Annotated in this window: 16 protein-coding genes; 6 read left to right on the top strand and 10 right to left on the bottom strand. The window is 37.0% G+C overall.

Annotated elements, in window-relative coordinates; all coding sequences use genetic code 11:
- Window positions 1-354 (top strand): OmpA family protein (locus J2X31_RS04115; protein ID WP_310024676.1); only part of this gene is annotated, 354 nt, incomplete at its 5' end.
- 800 nt (window positions 355-1,154) lie between these two features.
- On the opposite strand, the gene J2X31_RS04110 is transcribed toward J2X31_RS04115, so the two are convergent.
- The 9 genes from J2X31_RS04110 to J2X31_RS04070 form a co-directional block, all read right to left on the bottom strand.
- Window positions 1,155-2,414 (bottom strand): cation:proton antiporter, encoded by a 1,260-nt coding sequence (locus tag J2X31_RS04110; protein ID WP_310024675.1) that lies wholly within the window; start codon window positions 2,412-2,414, stop codon window positions 1,155-1,157.
- Window positions 2,415-2,566: 152 nt separating this feature from the next.
- Window positions 2,567-3,250, bottom strand: coding sequence for a hypothetical protein (locus J2X31_RS04105; RefSeq protein ID WP_310024673.1), 684 nt, complete (start codon window positions 3,248-3,250; stop codon window positions 2,567-2,569).
- Between the two features lie 81 nt (window positions 3,251-3,331).
- Window positions 3,332-3,808 carry a DinB family protein gene (locus J2X31_RS04100; protein WP_310024670.1) on the bottom strand — a complete coding sequence of 159 codons (477 nt, stop codon included), beginning with the start codon at window positions 3,806-3,808 and terminating at the stop codon, window positions 3,332-3,334.
- 83 nt (window positions 3,809-3,891) lie between these two features.
- Entirely contained in the window at window positions 3,892-4,692 is an 801-nt protein-coding gene (locus tag J2X31_RS04095; RefSeq protein ID WP_310024668.1) for an SDR family oxidoreductase, read from the bottom strand.
- Window positions 4,679-7,039 (bottom strand): M28 family peptidase, encoded by a 2,361-nt coding sequence (locus tag J2X31_RS04090; protein ID WP_310024666.1) that lies wholly within the window; start codon window positions 7,037-7,039, stop codon window positions 4,679-4,681. Before J2X31_RS04090 ends, J2X31_RS04095 begins: the two co-directional genes overlap by 14 nt.
- 11 nt (window positions 7,040-7,050) lie before the next feature.
- Entirely contained in the window at window positions 7,051-7,323 is a 273-nt protein-coding gene (locus J2X31_RS04085) for a hypothetical protein (RefSeq protein WP_310024663.1), read from the bottom strand.
- Window positions 7,324-7,331: 8 nt separating this feature from the next.
- Window positions 7,332-7,682, bottom strand: a complete 351-nt coding sequence (locus J2X31_RS04080) for a hypothetical protein (protein WP_310024661.1) — start codon at window positions 7,680-7,682, stop codon at window positions 7,332-7,334.
- 673 nt (window positions 7,683-8,355) lie between these two features.
- The gene (locus tag J2X31_RS04075; RefSeq protein ID WP_310024659.1) at window positions 8,356-9,738 is read right to left on the bottom strand and encodes a DUF4932 domain-containing protein; all 1,383 of its coding nucleotides are present in this window, start codon (window positions 9,736-9,738) and stop codon (window positions 8,356-8,358) included.
- A gap of 189 nt (window positions 9,739-9,927) precedes the next feature.
- On the bottom strand, window positions 9,928-11,454 hold the full coding sequence (locus J2X31_RS04070) for a carbon-nitrogen hydrolase family protein (protein WP_310024657.1): 1,527 nt from the start codon (window positions 11,452-11,454) through the stop codon (window positions 9,928-9,930).
- A gap of 197 nt (window positions 11,455-11,651) precedes the next feature.
- Here J2X31_RS04070 and J2X31_RS04065 point away from each other — a divergent pair, with 197 nt between their 5' ends.
- On the top strand, window positions 11,652-11,987 hold the full coding sequence (locus tag J2X31_RS04065) for a single-stranded DNA-binding protein (protein ID WP_310024656.1): 336 nt from the start codon (window positions 11,652-11,654) through the stop codon (window positions 11,985-11,987).
- A 5-nt stretch (window positions 11,988-11,992) separates the two neighbouring features.
- Complete coding sequence (locus tag J2X31_RS04060; RefSeq protein WP_310024655.1) at window positions 11,993-12,442, top strand: HRDC domain-containing protein; 450 nt, start codon at window positions 11,993-11,995, stop codon at window positions 12,440-12,442.
- 37 nt (window positions 12,443-12,479) lie between these two features.
- Here the strand turns inward: J2X31_RS04060 and J2X31_RS04055 are convergent, their stop codons facing one another.
- Complete coding sequence (locus J2X31_RS04055; RefSeq protein WP_310024653.1) at window positions 12,480-13,214, bottom strand: helix-turn-helix transcriptional regulator; 735 nt, start codon at window positions 13,212-13,214, stop codon at window positions 12,480-12,482.
- Between the two features lie 208 nt (window positions 13,215-13,422).
- On the opposite strand from J2X31_RS04055, the gene J2X31_RS04050 reads away from it, so the two are divergent.
- Genes J2X31_RS04050 through J2X31_RS04040 form a run of 3 tightly spaced genes read left to right on the top strand, consistent with a single transcriptional unit; the run spans window position 13,423 to window position 15,206 of the window.
- A complete protein-coding gene (locus J2X31_RS04050; RefSeq protein ID WP_310024651.1) occupies window positions 13,423-13,821 on the top strand; it encodes a YbjN domain-containing protein in 399 nt (132 codons plus the stop codon).
- A gap of 2 nt (window positions 13,822-13,823) precedes the next feature.
- The gene (locus tag J2X31_RS04045; protein WP_310024649.1) at window positions 13,824-14,537 is read left to right on the top strand and encodes a PspA/IM30 family protein; all 714 of its coding nucleotides are present in this window, start codon (window positions 13,824-13,826) and stop codon (window positions 14,535-14,537) included.
- Between the two features lie 6 nt (window positions 14,538-14,543).
- The gene (locus J2X31_RS04040; RefSeq protein WP_310024647.1) at window positions 14,544-15,206 is read left to right on the top strand and encodes an OB-fold-containig protein; all 663 of its coding nucleotides are present in this window, start codon (window positions 14,544-14,546) and stop codon (window positions 15,204-15,206) included.
- The last annotated feature ends 20 nt before the right edge of the window (window positions 15,207-15,226 follow it).

Here is a 15,226-nt window from a genome sequence, read left to right as displayed (position 1 = left end):
ACCGAAAAAGAAGTAGTGCTAAAAGAAATCAATTTCGAGTACAACAAGAGCAACATCACACAAGATGGAGCCTTCGAGCTGGACAAGCTGGTGCAAGTCTTGAAGAACAACGACAAGCTAGTAATCATGGTAAAGGCACACACGGACAACCGTGGAAGCGACCAGTACAACCTGGACCTATCGGACAGGAGAGCCAAATCTACGGTGCAGTACGTGATCTCAAAGGGCATTCCCGCAAGCAGGATATCGGGAAAAGGATATGGCGAGAGCGAACCAAAGGTGGACTGCAAGGAAGCCTGTACCGAAGAGGAGCATGCACAGAACAGGCGAAGCGAGTTCCTTATCGTGAAGTAATTCAGGAAACGAAACTCATTATATACATTAAAATCCCATTCGAAAGAGTGGGATTTTTTTTTAGGAAGGTTTGATTTCTGAAGGAATTGATTAGAGGAGTTTTTGAACCTATTGTTTTTTTATTTTCAATTTCCTAATTCCATTTTGGGAATCGATGAGATGGTATTGTTTTTTATTTATGAAATCAGTATAGCATGAGCCTTTTTAAGCTAATGAGATATAAATTAACGTCAATTTTTTCACAATTGCCGTTTTCCAAAATAATGATTTGCCACAATATCCATAGAACAGTTGCGTCATTTTTATTTCGCCATTTTTTTTGGAAATCTAATTGCCAGCCTACGGCGTATTCTATTTTGTAAGGTTTTTTATTGAATAGTATTCTTCGGGGACTTGTTCTACCAACTTATATCCTCGTCCAATTCGTGGCAAGAATATAGGCTTGAAAAAAATGTTCCCGCAATTGTATCGTTTTTTGAGGGTTGTTGTGCGAAACAAAAACTGGAAAATAAAATAGCAGATATTAGAATAAAGTACATTTTCATTTGTTTTCTATGCAAATCAATATTCTATGCGTTTTAAAAGTGCCTAACGTTTTTATTCTAGCCCCGACAGGAGGGATCTCGTCTTTTCGACGAGAGGAAGGATGGCGGGAACATGGATCAAACAAATGCCTAAAGCTTCGCTCCTAAAAAACTTCAACAACGGCTTAATAGAAAACGTGTCTTAGCTCATGATTATTGTAAGATAATGGCAGGATGTTGTGATGGAATTTATGTTTCTTGATTGGGTGTTGAATACTAATCGACATTGTCATATTGGTCGAGCTTTTTCTGGATTGTTATGGCTGAAATGCCGTGGATGAAAACAGAGAGTATGATGGTTACGGCTGTGAGTTGGATTAGTTTTTCTGACTCGGGGAAGGTTGCGGCTCCAAGGGCATACATCAGATAATAGATAGAGCCAACACCTCGGATTCCATAGAAGGAAAGGGTGAATTTTTCGAAGGTGCTGATGTCTTTTTTGCCTAAAAGGGAAACCCATCCGGCAATTGGCCGTATGAATAGGATTAAAATCAATGCCGTTAGTAGGAGTTTTGGATCGGACAGTTTTGAAAAGTTGGAGGCCATATAGATTCCGATAACTACAAAAAGAAGTGCGACAAATATGCGTTCGATTTCTTCGGTAAAGTCATGAAGATTGTCCATGTGTTTTGCGTCTTTTTCGACGTGGCTGAATGCACTGGCGGCCAAGAAAACGGCAATAAACCCATATCCTCCTAAAATTTCTGCTATAGCATAAGGAAGGAGGGTCAAGGCCAAAGAGAGGATGCCACGGCTTATTTTTGATTGCTGGTTTTTTGAGGTGAATTTGAAGACCATCTTGTACAGGAGCCATCCCAAAAGCAGCCCTACAATTATACCCATAGCAATCTTATAGACAAAATCGACCCAGAACCAATTGGCAATCCATTGGGAATAGTTGCTTCCTTTGGTGATGAAAAAGATTGCAAAATAGGTAAAGGGAAAGGCCAAGCCGTCATTGATTCCTGCTTCGGAGGTCAGGGCGAGTCGTGTTCTTGAACTGTCTTGCTGGCTGGGTTTGCTAGTTTGCAGATCGGAAGCCAAAACGGGATCTGTTGGGGCAATCAAGGCTCCAAATAGAATGGCAGCTGCCGGGGTGAAATCCAATATCCAATGGCTGACATAGGCGGAAGCTACCATCGTGATGGGCATTGCTATCAAGAGCAGCCAAAAGGAATATTTCCAGGTTTTCCAGGAAAAAGGATTCTTGATTTTGAGTCCTGCATTTGTCAGGGCTACGATAACTACAAATTCTGTGATTTCCTCGATTACTTTTACGTTGTTGAGGGCTGCAATGGAATCATAATGATCGCCAAAAAGATATATCAGGGTTCCGATTGCAATATAAATAATGGGCTCGGTGATGTGCTTGTTTTTGAGTAGGTTGGGGATGGTTGCCGCCAAGAGTATCACCAGCCCAATCAGGAGGAGGTGAATATTATAGGTGCTAAAATCAAATAGTAGTGGTATTGCCATAGGGAAAGTTTCGGGGATTAGCTTTTCCTAAATTTAAATAAAAAACCCAAGACTTTCATGGGTTTAGGGTATTTTATTATTTTTTTAGCATTAGACTTTAGGAATATTAACGCCAAAGCGAATCTGGCAGGTGTTTTTAACGAAAAAAGGTTTTATTTTTTCTTGTTCCAAAGGTTGCTAATTCTATAGCCAAAGCTTAGGCCAACTAAACCAGAATTTCCCCTTGAGGTAAATTTAAACTGCGAGTTACTGGAAGCGTCGCTTATGATTGTAGCATTGTCATTAAACCCAAAATCGTATCTTAATCTGGCTCCAACAAAAATATGGCGATTGATATTGTAGTGAACTGCGATACCGACTTCGGCCATGAGATAATCTTTTTTGAAATTAGATTGGATGGTGCCAAATTGATTTTCTGGGTCATAAATCCTTATGTTGTCTTCTTTAAAACCAATTGAATAATTGATTCCGGGCGATAGGGAAACATTGAGCTTCTCCTTTAAGAAATGTAATTTTAATTGCAGCAGAAGCGGGACTTGGATATCGTTTCTGTAATAGACAATACGAGTGTTCTCGTTTGTTTTATCCTGAAATTCAGTTTGATTATAACCATTCCTGACCCCTGTTTCAATGTAGATGTTTTTGGTAATTTCTTGAGCAATATTTACTCCTGGTACAACTAAGGTTGTGGTGGAAAAATTCAAATCGCCTGTTGGATTATGAACATGAGTGTAGTCTTTACCGCCACTGATTTCGTAACTTATAAAAGTGTTTTTCTGACCAAAGCAGAAGGAGCAAAACAGAATAAAACTAAAAGAGAATGCTGAAATTTTCATAGAAATTTGGGAATTTATCTTTTTAAGAGGTTGTAAAGTTTTGGTTAGTGGTCAAGAAATTCTATTTTCATGAAGGCATTGTTATTTATCCTTTTCAATTATCATCTTTTTAATCAACGAAATTTGTCCAAGATGGTAGTAACTGTGTTCAATAACGCCTTCGATATTCCTCAAGTAGGTTCCGTATTTTTCGTCTACAAAAGGTTCGTCGAGTTTACTGTCTTTTAGGTTTTCGACTTCCCTAATAAATAGTTCTGAATTGGCCAAAAATTCATCCTTCAGCCTTTTCCAGTCGGTTTCTGATGCTATTGGTGGAAGATCAAAACTATATTGATCTCGAATATCGAGTCCTCCGCCTTGAAACACATTTATAAGTCCGGCTAAATAATAGTTGATGTGAAAAGTCAGGGAGGCGATGGTGTTCAAGGTCCCAATTTTGTGTGTGGCTTGTTGCCAGGTTATACTTTCTATTTGTAATTTATAATTGGTGTTGGCTATCCAGAGTCCGTTGAGCAAGACTTCATTCAGCCTATTTGCTATTTGCTTATTTCTTTCCATTTCCTATTTTTAATTTTGTTGTTCAAGAAAATACTGTAGTTCCATAGATTGTTATATAAAAGTTTTCTTCTTCAAAGTAAGTTCTAAAAGCTCCGGAATAATTCATATCCTAAAAGCTCCATAACTTTTGTTGCGTCAATGATTTTCCCAACAGAAGTTTTTTTATGGTTAAAAGTTGGTGGTGCCAAACCTAATTCTATTGCTTTGAGGATATAATAGTCTTCCCGGCTAGGATGAAACGGAGCAACGGCATTAAAAGTTTCGTCCCAGGAATGGGTGGTAATAATTTTTAGGATGATGCCAATGCAATCGTCCTGATGGATCATATTTATGGGAGCTTCGGGATTTTCTACATCTTTTCTACCGGCCAGGAATTTTATAGGATGCCGGTCTTCCCCAATCAATCCGCCAAAACGCAGGATTGTGGTTTGGAAAGATTGATTGCTTTGCAGAAGTTTTTCAGTCGCCAATAATTGTATTCCAGATTCGGTTTCGGGATTTGGTGTTGTGGCTTCGGTAACAATAGGTTCATCATCGCCATAAACCGAAGTCGAACTGATGAACAGCACACTTTCAACCGAAGATTTTTCGATAAAAGGAATCAGATTTTGAATCTTGGAAACAAAGTTTTCTTTCTCCAAACCGCGAAGTTTCGGCGGAATATCGATGATCAGAACAGAGGAATTTTCTAGAAACTCAGTTGCATCGCCCTGTATTTCTTCCGCTTTAAGCGAAATTAAAAATGGACTGATCCCTACTTTTTGGAGTACGGAAATTTTTTCGGCAGAAGTGGTGGAACCTTTAACGGATGAACCGTTATTCAACAGGGCTTTCGCCAAAGGGAGTCCGAGCCAACCACATCCTAATATACTAATTTTCAACATCTGTAACTTGTAATGTATCCAAAACCGGAACGATTGTTTTTGCTTTTGGGAATGGTTTTATTTTTTGTTTCAAGATAATGGCATCGTTCAGGATAAACGGTTTTGGCATCATCGAAGCAGGACGAGGCGGAATACTGAACATCGGGTTTTCTAATAAATCAAACGAAGATTCCATCAGTTCCAAATCGAGGAGGGTGCCTTTCTTGGTGCTGAATTGCAGTTCCAGAGGTTCATTATCGGTTACATAATAACTGACGATGATTCTGCCATTTCTAGGATGAACCGAGCCTTTTTGACCAAGCAATTTCTGACCGTTGGCTGTCAGGTTGTGGATCACGGCTTTTTCATCTGCAAAAATATCATAACGGTTGACTTTTCTATTTGGTGAAATCTTGATTTTTAGATGGTGCTGGTTGCCAATTACCGTATCACGAAGGAAATTTATGGTTGGCCTTTGAAGGTCTTTTTCAGGAGCCGGAGCCGTGAACGTAAAAGTAGAATTGTATTTGCTGTGAAGGGCATTCTTGTTGAGTTCAGGTTCTGCTTTTGGATTTTCTCCCAGATAATTCTTGGTCCATTCGTCTAATGTTGTATCATAAGTAGTCCAGATGGCAGTTTCTTCATCGGCATCATAAACATAAGCCAAACTGTTCGGCTTTGCCTTTCCTTTTTCGAAATCCGAATGCAAATGGGCATCCACAAAAAAGCCAATCGAAATGATAATCATCAGCAACGACCAAGTTCCTTTCTTGTTGAACGAGCCAAAAACAGGCAAAAGCAAGCCGAATATCAAAACTAACAGAATGGCACTTCCGAAGAGGAGTCCCAATCCCAATCCAATAGGAAACATCGTAACAAACGGAACATAAATAGCGATGGCCGGAATGGCAAAGAGGAGGTTGAGAAGGCTGTTGGTTTTTTGTGTTAGGATAAAATAGCTGAACATTATCAGCGAGGCAAAAACCGGAATCACGAAAAAACCGGCACCCGGAAGTGCAAAAGCGAGGGCGAAATTGAGGATAATCCAAAGCAATAAAGGAGCAATGGAATAGTTCATCATTTGGTTTTCGGTGATGAATTTTCTGTAGAAGAAGAATGAAATGGCCAATGTCAAGAACACAAACGCACCGATATAGGCGTGACCGTTGTAGGTAAACTTTTGCAGTATTTCTTTATATTCAGGGTAAATTTCCAAAATGATTCTCCATCCTAAAAAGGTCACTATTCCCGCAACCAGCAGTGTTCCAAAAAAAAGTAAGAACCCTTTGGCAATTTCCCTTCCGGTCAAGATTCGTTTTCCAAAACCTACAAGGCACAAGCCTAAAAACAACACCAAGGCAACCACTACAAGCGGAATATTCCACGAAAACGGATAGCTCATAAAGGCAATTGGCGTGTTGAAATAGACCTTGTCTTCGGTTGAATCCAATATTTTTAAATCGGCATTCGAGAAATAATGCAGCAACGGCATCAGGTTTTCTCCCTGATGGGCAAGCGTGGTTTTGCTCAAATGTTCCATATCGTCCTGAGCCGTATGGTAGTTGAAATGTCCGTCGATAAAGGCAAAATTAAATCCTTGAATCTGGGCTTTTTCTCTAAAAACAGTAAGATCGGTATCGTTGGGAAGCATTTTGTAAATGCTGTACATCAAGGAATTCGAAACCGGAAATTTCGGATTGGCTTCAGTAAAACCCTCGACCATATTGGCATTTCCTTGGTTGACTTCCATCAGCATATAAGCAGGACCCGAACTTCCTCTGGCTTCAAAGTTGATCACGAGTCCGATTTCCTTGACCCATTTGTGTTCGGTTACAAAAAGTCCGGCACCGTTGAGACCCAGTTCTTCCGCATCCGAAAATAAAATGACAATGTCGTTCTTGTGAGGAGTCTTGTTGTGCAGAAAAGTTCGCAGACCTTCCAGAATCGTCACAATTCCCGAACCATCATCGCTCGCTCCAAGCGATTTCGAGTGTGGAGCACTGTCGTAATGCGACAAGAGCATCAAGGCTTTTGAGTTGTCCGTTCCCTTGATTCGGGCAAGGATGTTTTTAGATTTCACCAAGTTGCCCCATTCGCTAAAGCTATAACCTTCCTGAATTGTAGTTTCCAAACCCAGTTCTTGAAGTTCGTTTTGCAAATAAGTGGCAACGGTTTTATGGTTTTCAGAACCCACATAATGCGGTTCTTTCGTGATATTTTCTAATTTTTTTAAGGCTCTGATGGTAGAAAATTCAGACAGTGAACCTTCCGTTTTCTCAACCGTTTGAGGCATCAAGGTATAATAGATCAAAAAGGTAATGACAACCAGAAAGATGGCCGAGAGAAAAGTAGGATAGTATTTTTTCATTTCAAAAGAAGTTATGGGGTGAGTCTTTTGTACTTTTTTGTGTTCATCCACCAAGTATAGCCTCCTTCGAAAATAATTCCGCCAATGATAAAAATCAAAAGGGAACCAAATACTTTCGGCACTACAAACATCGCATCGTAGCTATCGTCCAGGAATGAAAAGATAAAGGTAAACAGAAATATCAGGAAACCAAAAATACTGCCGTGCAAAAGTGCATACCGCAACCTTCCGCGTTTCATGACCGTTTCCCAATAGGCTACAAATTTTGCTTCTTTCTCTGTCATATCAAAGTTTAAAATTCTTTCTTAACCAAAATATAATAATCGTTTTCCAAAGCCATATAGCCTTGATCGTACAGGAAATAATAAACATTTCCTGTTTTAGTGTTCAACACATTGGTAAAAAACTCAAAGTCGAAACCTCTGCTCAGCAATTTTGTCCGTGTGGTTTTGGTTTTTCCCTCCACGTTCAGTTCCATCAGGATGCGGTAATTCTTGCGTAACTTGTTGTTGATGTTCCGCATATAATTTGTGCTGTCCTTGTTCATCTTGTTGTTGTAGGCATTCCGGCAACCATCACTGCAGAACTTCTTGTCCTCCCGACCTACAATTTTTTCATTGCATTCTAAACACGATTTTTCCATATTTAATTATTTAGAAGCGAACCGCTTGGTTTGTGTTTTTAATCCATTTTCCTGCTGTCTTTCCAAAGCTTTTGTGGCGAACCCCGCCACAAAAGGCTTTTCCCTAACATCAGGGCTAGTGGAGAAAATGTAATTTGTATCTGAAACTTCAGTAAAATTTAAATACTCTATTTAAACTGATTGTTATCAGAAGACAGATTCCAATTATTGAAAGATTTGTTATAGCTCTTACGATCCAATTTTGATTTGATAAATTATATTTAATCTGTTTGGAGATTACAACCATTATTCCCATTAAAAGAAACCAAACAGCAAAAAAAAGCGATACTTTCACTCTTATTAGAGTTGTTACTAAATCATGAATAAGTCCACAGAAAACAAATGTTAATACGACACAAAGTGCTGCAGGAAATATTCTTTTTAAAGGACGAAATATTTTTTTCCCCAAATAATACCCGAAAATCGGATTCCAAAAACTCCAAAACACGGAAAAATTATTGGCTCCTAAAGATCTTTGTAAATTATTCCGAAGCGAGTTAGGATGTCCGAAAGGGACACCATTTCTTTTTTTAACATATTCAGATAAATTCATTTTCTTCTAACTTTTCCTTGAATACTCAATTTCACTACTTCAACTTCTTAATCTGATACAAATCCTAGATAACATTGATTTTTATTTTTTCGCTAATATATAACTTTGAGGCTTGAGCAATATTTCGTTTTTTGATAATAGTGGTTTGTCTATTCCCCACCAATTAAAAATCAATGCAAATTCCTCATAATCTGTGTCAAGCTTTAAAGTCAATTTTTTTCCATTATTTGTCCAGACGGCATTTTTAATTTCCATTATTTTTTCTTTTCCTGTTTGATTACCTTTTTTAAATTCAACAATTTGTATTTGAAAAGGATTTTTAATATTCATTTCTTCTGAAAAATCAACAGCTAAATTTGAAACATCTGTTTTCACAAATGATTCAGTATTAATGTTTAATAAAGTTGGTTGAGTTATTGTATTTTCAACTGTTTTGCACCATTCTAATAAAGGCTTATAAATATTTTTAATTTTTTTATCTCCTTTTGGATTAAAATAAAGTTCCGATACTTTTTTTGCAAATAAGTTTTGTGCAATAAACCCACGAGAAGCATTCTGGTACTGCCATTGTAAAGCTATAGAATCAGCTACTTTTGGAAAGTTTTCTTTTATAAATACATCATAAACAGCCCAAGTCATATATTCATTAAAACTATTAATTCCTGAATATCCTGACTCTTTATCCCATTTAGTATGATTATAATTTGAAGCAATCAGCTTTTTATATTCATCTGAAATTGGATTGATATAACCGTGGTTCATTTCTGTAAAAAGAGAATGATTTTCAACAATTCTGGAAGTAAAGTTGCTTTCTAAATTTCCTAAAATTAAATCTTTACTAATATTTGGAAAATCAACAGTAGTAGTGCTGTCAATGTCTCTGTGACAATTTTGCCCACCAACTAATGGAGAGATTGCAATTACATATTTTTTTAAGACTTCCATCTTTGGTTTTTCTACAACTTTTTCGAGAAACTGTTTTGATTTAGTTACAAAATAATATTCTTTGTAGTTCGAAACGATTTGATCATAAAATTCTTTATTATTTTTATAAAACTGTCTGTAATTTGACTTTACCACAAAGTCGTTAATTAAGTCAATATTTTTGTCAACTTCAATTGGTCCAAAAGAATTAAATGGATAATCTCTTTTTAATTTTCCTTTTTGGTCAAATGAAAAAGCATACATATCAGTTCTAAACCCAAGAAATTTTTCCCATTTCGGGCGTGAATAATTAACACTGTCCAACAGTGGATGGTTTTTTAGAGGTTCAAAATACTTTAAAACTTCGTCATAATAGGGTGGTACTTTTTGCACATCCCATTTGTCGGCTTTTCCATATTGAGTCAAAGCTAAAATAATGTTTGAAAGTTCATAACCCTCTGTAATTTCAATTTTAATGTTTTCTTGCGAATAACAATTAAGAGTTAAAAGTATCCATCCAATAAATAGTAATTTATTCATATACCTTGTTATTTGTAGTTTGGTTTATAAAAATCTCTCCTGCCTTTCAGAACCACATATGCTTGTAGGGTTTTTGTAATAAACTTTCAAAAGCACTTTCCTGTCAAACAAAGCTTCCCCTGAATATAATCAATCAGAGTAATTGATTGATTTAAGGTTTAATTTATTAGTTAAAATAAACACAGCGATCTACTTCAACTTCTTAATCTGATACAAATCCTTTCTTCTATCTTTCAAAATCCTCACACTTCCCATCTCGTGCAGTTTCTTCAGCATATCCAAATCAACATCGGCAATCAGTGTCATTTCGGTATTTGGAGTAGCTTCTGCTTTTATCCCATTACTCGGAAAAGCAAAATCCGAAGGCGTGAAAACGGCCGCTTGGGCATATTGAATGTCCATATTATTTACCCTCGGCAAATTACCAACACATCCTGCAATTGCTACATAGCATTCGTTTTCGATGGCCCGGGCTTGAGCACAAAGTTTCACTCGCATATAGGCATTTTGGGTATCGGTCAGAAACGGAACGAATAGGATTTCCATTCCTTCATCAGCCATGAGTCGGGACAATTCTGGGAATTCTACGTCATAGCAAATCATGATGCCAATCTTGCCACAATCCGTGTCAAAAGTTCGTATTTGGGAACCGCCTTTCATTCCCCAATATTGCACTTCGTTTGGTGTGATGTGAATTTTGGTATACATTTCTGAAGTTCCGTCACGTTTGCACAGAAAACCAACATTATAGAGATTTCCATCTTCGGTATAAGGCATACTTCCCGTAATGATGTTGATGTTATAGGCAATGGCAAATTCTTGAAATTTCTTCCGAATAGGTTCTGTAAAGTGCGAGATTTCACGGATGGCATCGGCTTCATTTAAATGATTATAATCGGCCATCAACGGAGCGATGAACAATTCGGGGAAGAGGCAAAAGTCGCTTCCATAACCCGAAACCACATCAATAAAAAACTCCGATTGTTCGAAAAGGGCTTCCAAATTGGCTAACGGTCGCATCTGCCATTGCACCAATCCCAGTCGGATAACGCTTTTTCGAGCATTAATCAGCTTCGGACTTTTTTCATAATAAATGTTGTTCCACTCCAGCAGAACGGCATATTCTTGAGACATGACATCTCCTTCAAGATAATTTTTCATAATCTTGATAACGTGAAAGTCGTTGCTCAACTGAAACGAAAGCACAGGATCGTAGATTTCTTTCAGTTTTACCTTTTCAATATAATCTTTTGGAGTGGTCGTTTCGGCATGTTCGGTATATCTCGGAATCCTTCCTGCAAAGATGATGGATTTGAGGTTCAATTGTTCGCATAATTCTTTTCGTGCATCATAAAGCCTTCTTCCCAAACGAATTCCTCGAAATTCAGGGTCGATAAAAACATCAATTCCATATAAAACTTCTCCGTTTAAATCGTGTGTTGAAAAGGTATAATTTCCTGTAATCTTTTGATACGTATGGTTGGAAACCGCTTTTTTATAATCTACAATTAATGAAAGTGCGGCACCAACTACTTTGTTGTCCACCAAAATAACCAACTGACCTTCGGGAAAAATATCCAATAAATTTTCTATTTCTTCTTCTGCCCAATAAGCACCATCAATTTCGGAATAGGCCTTTATCATCGAGTTTTTCAGCTGCTTGTAATCTTCTACTAATAAATTTCGTAGTTCTACCTTGTTTATTTCGGTCTGCATAAATCTTTGTTTTTGTGAAAGATAGAAAAAATATTTTCCATTTACAAACGGTTACAAATATTTACAATCGAAAGTAAACGGTTGTTAACCGAATAATTTTTGGAAACTGCCACAACTTTGCCTCGTTGAACAATTACAAATTCAATATCAATAAGAAAATCAAATTTCAATTTTATTAATTTTTAAATTTAAAAGCCATGAATGCATTAAGAAACAAAGTACAGTTGATTGGAAACGTAGGAAACGATCCAGAAATCAAAACCTTTGAAGGTGGAAAAAAAGTAGCCACTCTGACTATCGCTACAAATGAAAGTTACAAGAACGACAAAGGCGAAAAAGTAGAACAAACCGAATGGCACCGTGTTGTAGCTTGGGGAAAAACAGCCGAAATCATCGAGCGATTTGTAACCAAAGGAAAAGAAGTTGCCATTGAGGGAAAACTAACCCATAGGAGTTATGACGACAAAAACGGCGAGAAGCGTTACATCACAGAAGTTGTAGTAAACGATTTACTTCTTCTGGGAAATAAATAGAAATCATGAAAGTAAATGTTTTTACCATCCGACTCATTTCAGAAAAATTTGTAAGCGACCAAAAATTCTTGAATGATTTTCTGGAAACGGTTGATTTTGTAAAATCAGATGTTCATTTTGTTGAGGGAGATGTCAGTTATTGGTCGGTTTTGATTCATTTTGAAGAAAAGAAAAATGAAGTCAAATCAGAAAAAAAGAAAGACCAAATCTTGGAAGAGGATTTAGAGCCCAACCAAATTGCTCTTTACAATCAACTGAAAAATTGGCGGTTTCAAAAGTCGCAAGATTTGAATATTCCTTCGTTTATGATCAGCCATAACTCTGAATTGTTGAGTGTTGTTGTAAAGAGGCCAAAAATGCTTTCTGATTTGAGAAAAATCAAAGGCTTTGGAGAATTGAAGGTAGAAAATCACGGAGAAGAAATCCTCCGAATCGTAAACGCCAATCAAGATTAGTCGATAAAACCATTCCGTTATAAAGGCGGAATGGTTTTTATTTTTTTAAGGAAGCAATGCTTTGTTCTAAAACAGCAAGTCTGTTTTCCAGCAATACTTCTTTTGAGTGCATCGAGTAATGAAAGATATGTTCGACTTTCCAAATGGCAGTAATTTCATCAGGAGTAACCACTATATCGTCAACACCATGATGATCGGCTTTCAAGATAAAATGGTTGTCCTTGAAATAAAGTTTCCTCAAAACGAGTTCCTGGTTTACGATTGTAATGACCAATTTTTCTTCCTTGATGGAATTCTTATCTATTTCAATTCCAATGACAATATCCTTGGGAAAGAATTCAATGGAACCGCCCGTCATGGCTAAATCATCAACCGAAAAAGCAATTCTATTCTGGCTGTCAACATAAGGAAGTCGGATTACAGGAAGTTTTGAAATTTCAAATCCAGTACCATATTGTTTAGCAAAGTCATTTTTTTTATCAGATAAAACACATGGAATTGCCTTGAATTCTTCGGTCAAAAGCACATCGGATGCAGTGGTAATCTTTTCGTTGAATTTTAAAAGACGATTAACGGTTAGTTCTTTCGTTAGCAATTCTTCTATTCCGATGCTAAAATGATTAGCAATTTTTAAGACGGTTTCAAGTTTTGGATTACTTCTTTCTTCTTCGTAAGCTCCTAATGTTCCGCGTTTTAAGTCGAATATATCAGCAAATTCCTGTTGGCTTATGCCATGGACGCTTCTTATTTTTTTTAGATTTTTACCAAACATCAACAACATTTTGCTAATTTTATTTGCATTAATAAATATTTCTTGTATATTTGCCTAATATATTTAGCAAAGCTAGTAAAATTGTGCTAACGATTTGAGTTTTGAAGCAATTATTTCTGACAATTGGCATTTTGTTAAGAAGTTGTGGAAACTTAACTTGTAAGTATTTTCTAAAACAGCGATTTTTATAAATTCAATTTCTAATCGTATGAAGGATTATTTCGGAACAATTAAAAATTATCTGCAAACGTTGCAGTTGGACATCAAGCATGAAAATCAAAAAGAAGGCATCTTCATCGTGAGTAATGAACAGGATGGAATCCTGAATTTGATTATTTGTGTGGCACATCCAATTGTGATTTTCGAACAGTTTATTTTCGAAATCAAAGAAAGCGGTCACGATGTCTATAAAGCATTGTTGCAAAAAAACCGGGACATCATTCACGGGGCTTTTGTTTTGGATGATTCCGGACGAAAGGTAATTTTTAGGGATTCGTTGCAACTTGAGAATTTAGATCAAAATGAATTTGGAGCTACGCTAAATTCGCTCAGCCTTTTGCTTAGCGAATATTCAGATCAGATTATTAACTTTTCAAAAAATACGTAATTATGAAATTTCTAAGAAGATTATTCAAGATTGGTCAAGCAGAAGTGCATTCTGCAATTGATGGAATGGAAGACCCAATAAAAATGACCGAACAAGGAATTCGGGACATGAAAGAGGATTTGGATAAAGGTCTGGAAGCTTTGGCCCAAGTAAAAGCCATGAGTATTCGTGCCAAAAACGAAGTGGAAGAATATGCAAACAAAGCCGAAGATTACAACGAAAAAGCAATGCTTATTCTGAAAAAAGCACAATCTGGCGGATTGGATACTTCCGAAGCCGATCGTTTGGCAACAGAAGCACTCATCAAGAAAGAAGAAGCCACTGCTGGACAAAACCGAGCCATTTCCGACAAGGAAAAATTCGACCAAAATGTCTTGCAGATGGAAGCCAACGTCCAAACCATCAAGCAAAATATTTCCAAATGGGAAAACGAACTGAAAATTTTACGATCAAGAGTGAAAGTTGCCGATGCAACCAAGAGTTTGAATAAGCAAATGGCACAAATTGACAGTAACGGAACGGTGGCACTTTTGGAGCGTATGAAGGAAAAAGTAATCCAGGAAGAAGCGTTGGCCGAAGCCTATGGCGAAATTGCAAATTCATCCAAATCCATCGATCAGGAAATTGATAAAATTATTGATGTGCCTCGAACAAAAGCCTTCAGTGAATTGGAAAAATTGAAAGAACAACTTGGGATTAGTGGTCCAAAAGAATAAAATCAAATGAAAGAACTCATAGAAATTTCGTTTTCGCCAGTAAATGCCTTTTTTACCATCATGTCGATTATCATGTTGGTGTATTGGATACTGGTAATTGTTGCCGGACTTGACCCTGATTTGCTAAGTGTTGATTTCGATTCAGCCGACCTTGAAACAGATTTTGACAACAATTCGCCTGATTTGCCAGATCGCGGTGAGGCTTCAGATGGAAACGGTTTTATGAAAATCCTGGAGTTCTTCAATTTTGATGAATTGCCTCTTATGTTCATTCTCACGATTATCTTTTTTAGCATGTGGCTCATTGGAGTGAACGTGACCTATTATTTAGGTGTCGAAAGTACATTGTTAGGCTTTTTATTGTTGATTCCAAATTTCATCGTGAGTCTTTTTATTGTGAAAATTTTCAGCAAACCTTTGTCCTATCTCTACAAACAAGTCAACCACAAAGGCGAACCCGAAATTGATTTCCTTGGCAGAAGATGTGTTGTTTTTTCGTCTATGGATCAAAATAAAGTAGGTCAAATCCAACTTTCAGTCAATGGCGATCCAATGCGGTTGTCAGCCAAATGCAATACCGAAGAGAAATTAATCGCTGGTCAACAAGCCGTTATTGTTGGCGAAAGCGAAGATAAAAAATATTACCTCGTAGAAAAATTTGACTATTAAAACAGTAAAAGATGATTACA

Origin of the sequence: Flavobacterium arsenatis, from assembly GCF_031456785.1 — a bacterium.
GTDB lineage: Bacteria > Bacteroidota > Bacteroidia > Flavobacteriales > Flavobacteriaceae > Flavobacterium > Flavobacterium arsenatis.
The sequence above is the reverse complement of the archived record's forward strand: the minus strand, read 5'-3'. Positions and strand labels throughout refer to the sequence as shown.

Bases quoted from the DNA above. Each gene is read 5' to 3' on its own strand.
- J2X31_RS04085 (WP_310024663.1), bottom strand. From the start codon at position 7,323: ATGACAGAGAAAGAAGCAAAATTTGTAGCCTATTGGGAAACGGTCATG.
- J2X31_RS04090 (WP_310024666.1), bottom strand. From the start codon at position 7,039: ATGAAAAAATACTATCCTACTTTTCTCTCGGCCATCTTTCTGGTTGTC.
- J2X31_RS04100 (WP_310024670.1), bottom strand. From the start codon at position 3,808: ATGGAAAGAAATAAGCAAATAGCAAATAGGCTGAATGAAGTCTTGCTC.
- J2X31_RS04060 (WP_310024655.1), top strand. From the start codon at position 11,993: ATGAAAGTAAATGTTTTTACCATCCGACTCATTTCAGAAAAATTTGTA.
- J2X31_RS04050 (WP_310024651.1), top strand. From the start codon at position 13,423: ATGAAGGATTATTTCGGAACAATTAAAAATTATCTGCAAACGTTGCAG.
- J2X31_RS04040 (WP_310024647.1), top strand. From the start codon at position 14,544: ATGAAAGAACTCATAGAAATTTCGTTTTCGCCAGTAAATGCCTTTTTT.
- J2X31_RS04095 (WP_310024668.1), bottom strand. From the start codon at position 4,692: ATGTTGAAAATTAGTATATTAGGATGTGGTTGGCTCGGACTCCCTTTG.
- J2X31_RS04075 (WP_310024659.1), bottom strand. From the start codon at position 9,738: ATGAATAAATTACTATTTATTGGATGGATACTTTTAACTCTTAATTGT.
- J2X31_RS04080 (WP_310024661.1), bottom strand. From the start codon at position 7,682: ATGGAAAAATCGTGTTTAGAATGCAATGAAAAAATTGTAGGTCGGGAG.
- J2X31_RS04105 (WP_310024673.1), bottom strand. From the start codon at position 3,250: ATGAAAATTTCAGCATTCTCTTTTAGTTTTATTCTGTTTTGCTCCTTC.
- J2X31_RS04070 (WP_310024657.1), bottom strand. From the start codon at position 11,454: ATGCAGACCGAAATAAACAAGGTAGAACTACGAAATTTATTAGTAGAA.
- J2X31_RS04110 (WP_310024675.1), bottom strand. From the start codon at position 2,414: ATGGCAATACCACTACTATTTGATTTTAGCACCTATAATATTCACCTC.
- J2X31_RS04055 (WP_310024653.1), bottom strand. From the start codon at position 13,214: ATGTTTGGTAAAAATCTAAAAAAAATAAGAAGCGTCCATGGCATAAGC.
- J2X31_RS04045 (WP_310024649.1), top strand. From the start codon at position 13,824: ATGAAATTTCTAAGAAGATTATTCAAGATTGGTCAAGCAGAAGTGCAT.
- J2X31_RS04065 (WP_310024656.1), top strand. From the start codon at position 11,652: ATGAATGCATTAAGAAACAAAGTACAGTTGATTGGAAACGTAGGAAAC.